Here is a 12179-nt window from a genome sequence, read left to right as displayed (position 1 = left end):
AGGAGACCGGGCAGTGAAAATCCAATCCAAACGATGGGCGAAGTCCGTCGCGATATTGCTCGTTGTGAGCATGGTCGCGTCGTGTACCTTCCTCCCCCGCTCCGGGCCCAGCAAGCGTCAGATCTACTCCGGTTCGGTACAACGCTCCGGCGATGCCTTCGTGGTGTCGGTCAACGATCGCGTCACCCGGGCAACCGCCGTGCAACCGGCGCTCGGCTTCACCGAGGCCTTCAAGAACGCGGGCCTCGTCGGCTCCGACACGATCCGTCCCGGCGACACGCTTGGCCTGACGATCTGGGAAAACGTCGACGACGGTCTTCTGGCCGGCGAAGGCGCGAACCAGACCCTGCTGGAAGAGGTTCAGGTCGACGGTGCCGGCTTTATCTTCGTGCCCTACGCGGGCCGCATCCGCGCTGCTGGCAACACGCCCGAGGCAATCCGGCGCATCATCACATCCAAGCTCGACGAGCAGACCCCCGACCCGCAGGTCGAGGTGCGGCGCCTTGCAGGCGACGGTGCGACCGTGTCCCTGGTTGGCGCCGTTGGCGCCCAGGGCGTCTACCCGATCGAACGTCCGACCCGCACGCTGTCGACCATGCTTGCCGCCGCAGGCGGCGTCACCATCGAACCCGAGATCGCGCAGGTGACGGTGATCCGCGGCAACATGCGGTCCAAGGTCTGGTTCCAGGATCTCTTCCGCCACCCCGCATTCGACATCGCCCTGCGCGGCGGCGACCGCGTGCTGGTCGAGGAAGACACCCGCGCCTTCACCGCGCTCGGCGCCACCGGCGGCCAGGCCCGCGTGCCCTTCCCGTCGCCCACCATCTCGGCGATCGAGGCCATCGCCCAGGTCGGTGGTCTTCAGGCCAACGCGGCCGACCCCACCGGCGTTTTCGTTCTGCGCAACGAACCGGCGGAAATCGCCAACCAGGTGCTCGGACGCAACGACCTTATCGGCGCACAGCGGTTGGTCTACGTGCTGGACCTCACCCAGCCCAACGGCATGTTCATGGCGCGCGACTTCGCCATCCGCGACGACGACACGCTCTACGTGACCGAAGCCCCCTTCACCCAGTGGAGCAAGGTCATCGGCGCGCTCACCGGCACGCTCGGCGCGGTCGGATCCATCTCGACCGCAAGTGATACCCTCAGCGGAAACTGATGATCGAACAAACCCCTTCGGAACCCGCCGGGAGCGACGACGCCCGGCGGGTTTTCTATTTCAACGCAGGCTTTCTGCGTCAGAAACGTATTCGACGTATCCTCGACCTCGCCGGCCTTCCCCTGAACCTGGGCAAGCCGGGCCCCGACGACCTCATCGCGGTCTGGGGCCGGTCCCGCTACGCCGCGCGGGGCGAGGCCATGGCGGCCCGGACGGGCGCCGGGCTGGTCCGCGTCGAGGATGCCTTTCTGCGGTCCCTGCACCCCGGCCGTGCGGGCGAGCCGCCGCTGGGCCTTCTGATCGACCGCACGGGCGTGCATTTCGACAGCAGCGCGCCCTCCGATCTGGAAACACTCCTCGCCACGCACCCGCTTGACGACACCGCCCTGATGGACCGTGCCCGTGGCTGCATCGCCCGCATGGCCGAGGCGCACCTGACCAAGTACACCGCCTTCGATCCTGCGGCGCCCTGCCCCGATCCGGGCTATGTGCTGGTGCTCGACCAGACCCGTGGCGACGCGTCGGTGACCCATGGCGGAGCCGACGCCAACACGTTTCGCGAAATGCTCTATCATGCACAGGCGGACAATCCCGGCTGCCCGGTGCTGATCAAGACCCATCCCGAGACAGCTCAGGGTCATCGCGAAGGCTATTTCGGACCGGGTGATACCAGCGACCGGGTGACGCTCTTTTCCAGCGCGGTCAGCCCGTGGGCCTTGATGGAAGGCGCGGTGGCTGTCTACGCGGTGACCTCGCAACTTGGGTTCGAGGCGATCTTTGCCGGACACAAACCCCATGTCTTCGGCCAGCCATTCTATGCCGGCTGGGGCTTGACCGAGGACCGGCACCCGCATGCCCTGCCCCGGCGTGGGCGCAATCTTTCCCGCGCTCAGCTCTTTGCCGCGGCAATGCTGCTCTATCCCGCGTGGTACGATCCGCATCGCGACCGGCTTTGCGATCTGGAAGACGCGATTTCCATTCTCGAGGCCCGCACCAATGCGTGGCGCCAGGACCACGCCGGCTGGGTGGCGTCGGGGATGCGCCTGTGGAAACGCAAACCGCTCCAGCAGATCTTCGGCGCGGAAAAACGCATGATCTTCAAGGATGATCCCGCCCGCGCCGCCCAGGTCGCCGCCACGACCGGGCGCACGCATATGTGCTGGGCGGGCAAGGCACCTGCCGATGCGCCTGTCATTCGGGTCGAGGACGGCTTCCTGCGCTCGCGCGGCCTGGGTGCGGAACTGGTGCCCCCGCTGTCGCTCGTCTGCGACGATCTCGGGATCTATTACGATCCCACGCGCGAAAGCCGGCTTGAGCGCTGGATCGCCCGGCGCAGCACCTTGCGCCCCGATCAGGACCTGCGCGCTGAGCGCCTGATCAAGCACCTCGTTTCCCTGGGGCTGAGCAAATACAATCTCGGGCTGTCCGTTCCGGACCTGCCCAAGGGACCACGCGTGCTCGTTCCAGGCCAGGTCGAGGACGATGCATCGATCCGCACCGGCGCTCACCAGGTCACCACCAATCTCGCCCTGCTGGAGGCTGCGCATGCCGCCTATCCCGACGCGATCCTGCTCTACAAGCCGCATCCCGATGTCGAAAGCGGTCTTCGCGACGGAACAGTTCCGCAAGCCGAACTGGAAAGGCTGGGTGCGGTCGTCCTGCCGCACACCGACCCCGCGGGGCTGCTGACGCAGGTCCAACGGGTTTTCACGATGACGTCGCTTCTGGGGTTCGAGGCCCTGTTGCGCAACGTGCCCGTCACGACCACCGGCGCCCCCTTTTACGCCGGTTGGGGTCTGACCCAGGATCTTGGGCAGGTCCCCGCCCGCCGCGCCGCGCGGCCCACGCTGAACGGCCTTGTGCATGCAGCGCTCATCGACTACCCGCGCTATTTCGACCCTGTCACCGGGCAACCCTGCCCCGTCGAGGTTGTCCTGGATCGCCTGGCCGCGGGCGATATTCCCCATCCTGGCCCGGCCAACCGATTGCTCTTCAAGCTGCAAGGCGTCTTTGCCTCTTACGCTGGGCTCTGGCGGTGACATTTCGCACCGGCGTCCCATATTGAGACCAACACAACAGAGGTAGCGCCGCATGGACCGGAACAGCGATTTCACCCAGCGTGCCGTGGTGCACGCCGCAAGCGAAGACTGGGTGGCGTCACCCATGCCCGGAGTCGATCGCCGTATTCTCGACCGCATCGGCGACGAAGTGGCCCGCGCCACCTCGATTGTCCGCTATGCTCCGGGCAGCGCGTTCTCGCCTCATGTCCATACCGGCGGCGAGGAGTTTCTGGTGCTGGAGGGCGTCTTCTCTGACGAACACGGCGATTTTCCCGCAGGCAGCTACATCCGGAACCCGCCGGAATCATCGCATACGCCGGGATCCGAGCCGGGCTGCACCATTCTCGTGAAGCTGTGGCAGTTCGACCTTGCCGACCGGACGCATGTGCGTGTCGACACGAACAAGATGCGCTTTCTGCCCGATCGTGACGCTGTCGAGATCGTGCCGCTATTCTCTGACGGGCGCGAGGACGTCGCCATTGAACGCTGGGCGCCTGACGCGACCGTGTCGCTCGACGCGCCCAACGGACTGGAGCTGCTGGTGCTCGACGGCGGCTTTGTCGAGGGCGACGAGACATTCGAGCGCCTCAGCTGGCTACGGCTGCCAAAGGGCGCATCGAGCAGCGCGGAGGTTGGCCCTACCGGCGCGCGCGTCTGGATCAAGCGGGACCACCTGCGCGAAACACCCGTCGGCCCCAGGACATAGCGTGCCCGGCTCGCGCCTCAGGCTTCTGACCTGGGCAACCACCGCAAGGTATCTTGGTCACTCGCCGTAGGGCACCCACACCGTTTTCACCTCGGTCGCCGCCTCCAGGAAGGCGCGGCAATCGGTCGGATCGTACCAATCCCGCGCGTGGCCGTTCGTGCCCCATGTTCGCTTGAGATTTGCCGCGCTTTCGCGCTCGATGACCTCGGACAGATTGGCCGAGGCAAAGCTCCATACCGCCTCGATATCCGCATGTCCGGCCATGTGCGGCGCAAGATCCGCAACCGGCCCGACCAGAACATTCGCCACGCCCGCCGGGACATCCGAGGTTTCCAGCACCTGCACAAATTCCATCGCGGCCATCGGGAACGGCTCGGAGGCCACGAGTACGGCGCGATTTCCCATAGCCATCGCAGCGCCCAGCACCGAGACGAGCCCCAGAAGCGGCGCCTCGTCCGGGCAGAACGCCCCTATCACGCCGACCGGCTCTCTCAGGGCCAACGCCATGCCCCGTATCGGCACATTCACGGCCTCGCCGGCGAACTTGTCGGCCCATGCGGCCCAGGTGAACAGCCTGTCGACGCTTGCCTCGACCTCCGCCGCGCCGCCGCGACGGCCGGTCATGGCATTCAGCAGCCTGGCAAAGTCGTCCGAACGTGCTGACAGGTTCTCGGCCATGTAATAAAGGATTTGCGCCCGGCCATGACCATTGGTCCGCGCCCATCCCGCCGCTGCGCGTGCCGCCTCCACCGCATTGCGGACATCCTTGCGGTTTGCGACCGGCACCTGTCCCAGCGGCGTGCCGGATTTGCCGTAGACGACGCGGGAGTATCCCCCGTCGGGCCGCGCCTGCTTGCCGCCGATATAGTGCTTCGGGGTCCGGTCCATGCCCTCGACCGCGCCGCTGCCCGTAAAACCCGCCACCGGGTTGAGCCTCTTCGGCTTGGCCGCAGGCCGAAGATAGGCGTCCAGCCCCGCCCAGCCGCCTTCACGTCCGAATCCGCTTTCCCGGACACCTCCGAAGGGCGCCGCGGCATCGAACATGTTGGCCCCGTTCACCCAGATGACACCGGCCTCCAACCTGGGTGCCACACCCAGCGCAAGGCTCAGGTTCTCGGACCAGACCGATGCCGCCAGACCGTAGCGCGTGTTATTGGCAAGCGTCACGGCCTCATCGGGTGTTCTGAACGTGGTCGACACCAGGACCGGGCCAAAGATTTCGTCCTGCATCAGGCCGTCGGACGGCGCCAGCCCGGTGATCAGTGTCGGCGGGAAATACGCGCCCTCCTCCGGCATTTCCACCGCCGGCGAGAAACGTTCACCCGCCTCGCTGCGATCCAGCATCTCCCGCACGCGCGCGACCTGCACCGGGTCGACCATCGCGCCCACGTCGATGCATTTGTCGAGCGGGTTGCCCACCCGCAGCTTGCCCATTCGCTCCCGAAGCCGCGCATGGAAATCCTCGGAAATCCCCTCCTGCACCAGCAGGCGCGAGCCCGCGCAACAGACCTGGCCGCCGTTGAACCAGATGGCATCGACAAGCCCTTCGATGGCGCTGTCGAGATCGGCATCGTCAAAGACGATGTAAGGGCTCTTGCCGCCCAGCTCCAGCGTCAGCGCCTTGCCCTGCCCGGCCGTCAGCTCGCGGATGCGGCGGCCGACGGCGGTGGACCCGGTGAACGCCACCTTGTCGATGTCGGTATGACCAACCACCATCTCGCCAACCGCGCCATCCCCGGTCACGATGTTGAGCACCCCATCAGGCAGTCCGGCCTGCTTGCACATATCCGCGAACAGTAGCGCCGTCAGGGATGTCCACTCGGCCGGTTTCAGAACCACGGTATTGCCAGCCGCCAGCGCCGGTGCCACCTTCCAGGCAAGCATCAGCAAAGGGAAATTCCACGGGATAACTTGCCCGCAAACCCCATGTGCGCGCATTGTGGGCCGCTCTGCATCCATCAACTGCGCCAAACCGGCGTGATTATAGAAATGCCGGTGCACGAGAGGGATGTCGATGTCCCGGCTTTCCCGGATCGGCTTGCCATTGTCCAAGGTTTCGAGCACCGCGAAAAGCCGCGCGTTCTTCTGCACCAGCCGGGCCAGCGCGTAGAGGTAGCGGGCCCGCCCCGGGCCGCCCAGTCCTTCCCACCTGAGCTGCGCCTTGCGCGCCGCGACCACCGCGTCGTCCACGTCTTGTGCAGTTGCCTGCGTCAGGGTCGCCAGCACCTCGCCACTGGCCGGGTTGCGCGCTTGGAACCCCTCTCCGGGCGCGGTGAAATCACCGCCGATGAAATGCCCGAAGCGATCCCCCTGATCCACCAGCCATGCATAGGCCTCGGCGGCGCTTTCCGGCGCAGGGCCGTATTCCATGCTCTCGAAGATTTCTTTGACGGTCATCGTACCATCGTTCATCCAACACCGTGCCGCCAGCCTGCCGAATACCGGCCTGTCACGTGATGCTCCAACTGCCGCTCGATATCGCCCAACAGGGACGAAGCTCCGAACCGGAAAAGGTCGGGCCGCAACCACCGATCCCCCAGTTCTTCCTTGATCATGGCGAGGTACACCAATGCGTCCTTCGCCTTGGAGATCCCGCCTGCAGGCTTGTAGCCGACACGAAATCCTGTCGCCGCGTGGTAGGACCGGATCGCGCGCAGCATCACCAGCGTCACCGGCAGCGTCGCGTTCACGCTTTCCTTTCCGGTAGACGTCTTGATGAAATCCGCCCCCGCCATCATGCAGACCAGCGACGCGCGCGCGACGTTGCGCAGACTGCCCAGCTCTCCGGTTGCAAGGATGGCCTTCACATGGGCCGCACCGCACGCGGCCCTGAAGCTGCGCATTTCCTCGTAGAGTGCCTGCCAGTCACCGTTCAGCACATGCCGCCGCGAGATGACGATGTCGATTTCGTCGGCGCCTTCGGCGACACTCGCCTCGATCTCGGCCACCCGAAGGTGGAAGGGCGACAAACCCGCCGGAAAGCCCGTGGAGACCGCCGCCACCGGGATGCCGCTGCCCTCCAATGCCGCTTTCGCGGGCGCGATCATGTCGTGGTAGACGCAGACCGCGCCGACTGTCAGCCCTGACATGCCCAGCGCGTGCAACAGATCCTCGCGGACCGGCTGCCGGGCTTTGGCACACAGGCGCGCGACCCGTCCAACCGTGTCGTCGCCCGCCAGCGTGGTCAGATCAATGCAGCTGATCGCACGGCAAAGCCACGCCGCCTGGTAATCGTTCTTCACCGAGCGCCGCCCCGAAAGCGTAGATGCCCGACGCTCGATGGCAGAGGTATTGGCCCGCACGCCGGCAACGCGATCGAGGTCAAGCGGCACGCCCTCGTTGCGTGGCTCCGCCGCGATCGGCAAGTGCAGGGGCGCGGTGTCGGTCCGGGTCGTCATGGATACCGTGAAAGCAGGAAACTCACTCGTGAATCGTCGCACGCGCGTGGGGCGATGGCAAGCTGAAGCCTGTCACTGGTCCTGCACGTTTTCTGCACGACTGGACGGTCAGGCGCTGCACGTTCTCCCGATAGCCTGTCCGAGTGAACCGGACAGGCCAAAGGAAAGAAATATGTCTCGCGCCCTACTGATCGACCCCCAGCCCCGTCGCCGCAGACAAAGCCGGCGCAACGCGCTTTTATGTGCGCTCGGCATTGCCATCCTGTCGGGTCTTGCCCTGTCCGGCGCGGCCTTGGACGGACCGGGGGCACGACAGGGCTTTTCCGCGCCCGATCAATCGCCTAGCTTCATGCCGGAAACGGTACGCCTGCGGACGCCTCAATGAGCCATATCCTGATTGTCGACGACGACCCGCAAATCCGCGATGTGCTGCGGATCGCGCTGAAGAAAGCCGGTCATGCGGTCACCGAAGCGGGTGACGGTGCCGAGGGGCTGGCCAAGGCCCGAAACGGCAAGGCCGACTTGATCGTGCTGGATATAGGCCTGCCCGAAATGGACGGTCTGGAACTGTGCCGCCGGTTGAGGGCCGAGCACCAGACGCCCGTGCTGTTCCTGACGGCGCGTGACGAGGAAATTGACCGCGTGCTCGGCTTCGAACTCGGCGGCGACGACTATGTGACGAAGCCGTTTTCGCCGCGTGAACTGGTGGCCCGCATCCGCGCCATCCTGAAGCGCACGGAGTCGGGCCCGGTTCCCGACGCCGCTCAACTGCTCAGCCACGGCGGATTGCGCCTCGATCCAGGGCGGCATCTGTGCAACTTCGGCGCGCAGGCCATCGCACTTACCGCGAGAGAGATGGAGCTTCTCGCGCATCTCATGGCCCGGCCCGATCATGTCGCGACCAAGGCGCAGCTCACCGATGCGGTCTACGGCCCGACTATTCATGTTTCCGACCGTACCCTCGACAGTCACCTGCGCAACCTCCGGGCCAAGCTGGCGGATGCCGGATGCAAGAATGCGATCGAAACGGTGCACGGTGTGGGCATCCGAATGGGCGCATGTCAGCCGGCATGAAGCGACGCATTCGCCAGAAATGGCGCCCGCCGCTGTCGCTGGTGATCGGCGGCACCCTGTCGGCCGTTCTGGTTCTGCCGGTCATCGCGATCGGCTATTTCAAGGTCGCGGGCTTTATCCTTGGCTGGGGCGAGACAACGCTTCTGATCGGCACGCTGGCGGTGGTCGTCACGCTGTTGTTGGCGTTTCTCTTATGGCGCCTGGTTCTGCGGCCTGTCTATGCACTGACCGCCCACGCCAAGGCTGTGAAGGACGGGCGCGACGACGCGCCCTTGCCCGAGCATTTCGGAACGCCCGAACTGACGGCATTGGGGCAAGCAGTTCTGGACATGGGCAGCACGCTTCAGGACCGCGAGGCTGGCCTGAGGGCCTACACGAACCACGTCACGCACGAGCTGAAATCACCGCTGACCAGCCTGATCGGCGCGACCGAGCTTCTTGAAGAGGAGATGGCCCAAGAGGATCGCGCGAAGCTTACCGAAACGATCCGTACGTCCGCTTTGAAGATGCAGGTGCTTCTGGATGCGCTGCGTCGCCTGGCCTCTGCCCGCGATCCAATGGGACGCGGCCCGACGAGATTGTCACAGGCCATTGACGTCCTGGACACCAGTCTTTCGGTCGAGCTTCGGCAAGATCGCGAGGTGCCACTGGACCGGCATGCACTACAGGCCATCTTAACGCATCTTGCGCAGAATGCAGCGGCTCATGGCGCCCGAACGCTGACCGTCGCGGGCACCGCCTCGGGGTTTACCGTGCAGGACGACGGACCGGGCATCGCGATGGGCAACCGGGCCCGCATTTTCGAGCCGTTCTTCACGACCCGCCGGACGCAAGGCGGCACTGGCATGGGATTGGCGATCGTGCAGACGATGCTGCGCGCCGCGCAGGGCGACATCGCCTTGGCGCCGCAACAGCAGGGCGCGTGTTTCGAGATTACCTTCGGGTGATCGACCGGGCGCCAAAGCGTTTCGCCATCAGCCTGAGGCATCGACCAAAGGCGAAATGCCTTAGTGCAGCGCGTCGTAATTCGCGCGTTCGCGCAAGACCAAAACCGCCGCACAACTCGACAACCGCGATATTCCTGGACGATCCGACAGGTATTTCTGGTTCGGCTCGTCGCGCGCCAACGCGGCGCGGCGCAGGGTCATGATCCGGGCGCGCGGGCTGTTCAGAAACAGCTCCTGCGCGATGACTTTCTCGTAAGGGCTGTCAAGGCGGGTCACCCCGTAAAAACCCCCTGTCAACGCAAACAACGTCACCGCACATGCGCCGGTTTCCTTAGGGCATGTGGTGCGGCAAAGATCGGCAATGGGGCGTGTCGACAGATCTCTCAACACCCATTCTTCCACGGCATGCCGCCATCTGTTTCGTGCCGAAACGTCGCCAAAGCCGAACCCCAGTGCCAGGAATTGCGCCATGCCCAACGTCTCGGGGTCGTCGGCACTGATCACTTCATCGCCGAGCCCGACCATGTGGCGCAACGCTGCCATTCCGTCCGCTTGCGGTTCGGGGATGTCGGCCAGAAAGGCCAGGTAGGGTCGCATTTCCGGCAGGATCGTTTCGCTTGCCAGAAGCTTTTCACGCATTATCCGCGAGCCATAAAGCGCGGCAATACGCGTTGGGTACTCCGTCGCCTGGCGCTCACCGGCCTGCCAAAGGGCGAAATGCGTCTGCAATTGCAGAAAGGGCTTTCGCGATCGTAGGAACATCTCTGCCAGCCGGTTGCCGCGCTTGGCCTCGACTGCAAGCCAGCTACGCCCGAAACGCGACTTGTCGGACATGTCTCGGAACAGCGCACGCCGCTCCTGCGGTGCAAGCCCCATGCGGTAGGGCGACGGTCCGCGATCCATCGTTTCTATCCGGGCGAGCAAGATGCGGGCATCCGCATGCCCCTCTTGCGCCAGTTCCGCAAGTCTCGGCAGACTGCCGGCATCGTCGCCGGACAGCCAAAGTGCCACGGTCTCGTCGAAGACCGCCTGCGCCGTGGCCGCGCCGGCGCAAAGCCAGCCTGCCAGAATTGCCCCGCACAGTCCCCTGATCATTGCCGGCCCCTCCTCTGCCGGATCGTCGTCAAGATTCTAGAACCCCGGTCGAGGACCTTGCAATCCAGACATGCAAAACATCCGATCCAAGCGCCCGCTGTTCGACAAGATCGAACCGCTGCGCACCATCAAGCCGGTCGAGCCCCAGCGCCCCGATGCCGGGCAAACCTTCCGCCCCCATGGCAAAACCGGCCGTGATGCCGGCCAGCCGATCCACGAGGCCGTCGGCCAGCAGCGATGCCGCCAGGGCACTGCCTCCCTCGCAGAAAATCCTTGTCAGGCCGCGCTTTCCAAGTTCCTCCAAGACCGACGTCATGTCCAACTGCCGCCCCGACAGACCGCAAGGCACCATTTCGGCACCCAGTCCGCGCCACGCCTCTATCAGATTTGCGTCCGCGTCCGGGCCGTGGCACATCCAGACCGGCACCTGTGACGCCGTGCGGGCCAATGTCGACATCAAAGGTACGTCCAGCCTGCGCGAGACGACCACGCGGATCGGCTGGTGTTCGACCCCCAGGTCCCGCACCGTGAGCGAAGGGTCGTCCGCACGGGCCGTGCCCGCCCCGACCATGACAGCATCGTGTCGCGACCGCGCGGCATGGACCCATCGGCGCGCACTTGCCCCGGTGATCCATTGACTGTGGCCGCTGGCGGTCGCGATGCGACCGTCGAACGAGGTGGCCAGCTTTAACGTTACTTCCGGGCGCCCCCGGGTCATCCGGCTTAGAAAGCCCCCCAGATCATAGCGCGCCTCGGTGGCGCAAGACCCGATCTCGACCTTGATTCCGGCCGCGCGCAGCGCCGCGAAACCGCGCCCGGACACACGGGGGTCCGGATCTCCGATCGCCACGACGACCCTCTGAATTCCGGCCGCGATGATGGCGTCGGCACAGGGTGGGGTCCGCCCGTGATGCGCGCAGGGTTCCAGGCTGACATAGGCGGTTGCACCGCGCGCCGCCGAACCCGCCTGATCCAACGCAACGCGCTCTGCATGAGGCCGCCCGCCAAGCCCGGTATTGCCGCGCCCGACAATTCTGCCGTCCTTGACGATAACGCATCCCACGGCCGGATTGGGCCACGTTCGCCCCAGTCCGCGACGTCCTAGACCGAGTGCCAGCCTGAGATAGCGGATGTCCGCCGCGCTCACGACTCGCCGGGCTCTTCCACTACGCCGGGCCGCAACTCGCTCACGAACTTGTCGAAATCGTCCGCGGCCTGGAAGTTCTTGTAGACGCTGGCAAAGCGCACATATGCCACCGTGTCGATCCGGGCCAGGCTTTCCATGACGATCTCGCCCACTGTCTTGGAGGGAATATCGGTCTCGCCCAGGGACTCCAGCCGCCGGACGATGCCGGAGATCATCTGCTCTACCCGCTCCGGCTCGACGGGTCGTTTCTGCAACGCGATCCGGATCGAACGTTCTAGCTTGTCGCGGTCGAAATCCTCGCGCCGGCCATTGGTCTTCACCACCACCAGGTCGCGCAGCTGCACACGTTCATAGGTGGTGAACCGCCCGCCACAAGCCGGGCAAAATCGCCGCCGCCGGATCGAAACATGATCCTCTGCAGGGCGTGAATCCTTCACTTGGGTGTCGATATTTCCGCAAAACGGGCAGCGCATCGGCCGGTCCCCTTTTCTTCTCTGCCTCTGACGGTCATGGGTCTGAAGCCCAGTTATCCACAGCCACTATAGGACAGCCGCAAAGTTTTGGGTAGAGGGCATTTGCAGCCGCAACAT

At 65.2% G+C, this 12179-nt stretch carries 10 protein-coding genes; 5 read left to right on the top strand and 5 right to left on the bottom strand.

Annotation, left to right across the window (positions count from 1 at the left end; all coding sequences use genetic code 11):
• Positions 1–70 precede the first annotated feature (70 nt).
• The 3 genes from KUV49_RS20900 to KUV49_RS20890 are packed head-to-tail and all read left to right on the top strand — an operon-like array spanning position 71 to position 3928.
• Positions 71–1162: a polysaccharide biosynthesis/export family protein gene (locus KUV49_RS20900; protein WP_222452952.1), complete on the top strand. Its 1092-nt coding sequence runs from the start codon at positions 71–73 to the stop codon at positions 1160–1162.
• A complete protein-coding gene (locus KUV49_RS20895; RefSeq protein ID WP_222452813.1) occupies positions 1162–3201 on the top strand; it encodes a capsular polysaccharide biosynthesis protein in 2040 nt (679 codons plus the stop codon). Before KUV49_RS20900 ends, KUV49_RS20895 begins: the two co-directional genes overlap by 1 nt.
• 52 nt (positions 3202–3253) lie before the next feature.
• Entirely contained in the window at positions 3254–3928 is a 675-nt protein-coding gene (locus KUV49_RS20890) for a cupin domain-containing protein (RefSeq protein WP_222452812.1), read from the top strand.
• Between the two features lie 57 nt (positions 3929–3985).
• Here the strand turns inward: KUV49_RS20890 and KUV49_RS20885 are convergent, their stop codons facing one another.
• Together KUV49_RS20885 and deoC are read right to left on the bottom strand one after the other, a co-directional pair.
• A complete protein-coding gene (locus KUV49_RS20885) occupies positions 3986–6325 on the bottom strand; it encodes an aldehyde dehydrogenase family protein (RefSeq protein ID WP_222452811.1) in 2340 nt (779 codons plus the stop codon).
• A gap of 11 nt (positions 6326–6336) precedes the next feature.
• Positions 6337–7326, bottom strand: a complete 990-nt coding sequence (deoC, locus tag KUV49_RS20880) for a deoxyribose-phosphate aldolase (protein ID WP_222452810.1) — start codon at positions 7324–7326, stop codon at positions 6337–6339.
• A gap of 381 nt (positions 7327–7707) precedes the next feature.
• Between deoC and KUV49_RS20875 the strand changes: the two genes are divergently transcribed.
• Together KUV49_RS20875 and KUV49_RS20870 are read left to right on the top strand one after the other, a co-directional pair.
• Positions 7708–8400, top strand: a complete 693-nt coding sequence (locus tag KUV49_RS20875) for a response regulator transcription factor (RefSeq protein ID WP_152493235.1) — start codon at positions 7708–7710, stop codon at positions 8398–8400.
• Positions 8397–9347 (top strand): sensor histidine kinase, encoded by a 951-nt coding sequence (locus KUV49_RS20870; RefSeq protein ID WP_222452809.1) that lies wholly within the window; start codon positions 8397–8399, stop codon positions 9345–9347. The genes KUV49_RS20875 and KUV49_RS20870 overlap by 4 nt, the downstream gene beginning before the upstream one ends.
• Positions 9348–9407: 60 nt before the next feature.
• On the opposite strand, the gene KUV49_RS20865 is transcribed toward KUV49_RS20870, so the two are convergent.
• The 3 genes from KUV49_RS20865 to nrdR form a co-directional block, all read right to left on the bottom strand.
• Positions 9408–10181: a hypothetical protein gene (locus tag KUV49_RS20865; protein WP_222452808.1), complete on the bottom strand. Its 774-nt coding sequence runs from the start codon at positions 10179–10181 to the stop codon at positions 9408–9410.
• 289 nt (positions 10182–10470) lie between these two features.
• Entirely contained in the window at positions 10471–11589 is a 1119-nt protein-coding gene (gene ribD, locus KUV49_RS20860; protein WP_222452807.1) for a bifunctional diaminohydroxyphosphoribosylaminopyrimidine deaminase/5-amino-6-(5-phosphoribosylamino)uracil reductase RibD, read from the bottom strand.
• Positions 11586–12062 (bottom strand): transcriptional regulator NrdR, encoded by a 477-nt coding sequence (nrdR, locus tag KUV49_RS20855; RefSeq protein ID WP_152493239.1) that lies wholly within the window; start codon positions 12060–12062, stop codon positions 11586–11588. The genes ribD and nrdR overlap by 4 nt, the downstream gene beginning before the upstream one ends.
• Between the last annotated feature and the right edge of the window lie 117 nt (positions 12063–12179).

The organism is Roseovarius atlanticus, assembly GCF_019802205.1.
Classification (GTDB): Bacteria; Pseudomonadota; Alphaproteobacteria; order Rhodobacterales; family Rhodobacteraceae; genus Roseovarius; species Roseovarius atlanticus_A.
This window is presented reverse-complemented; position numbering and strand designations above follow the sequence as displayed.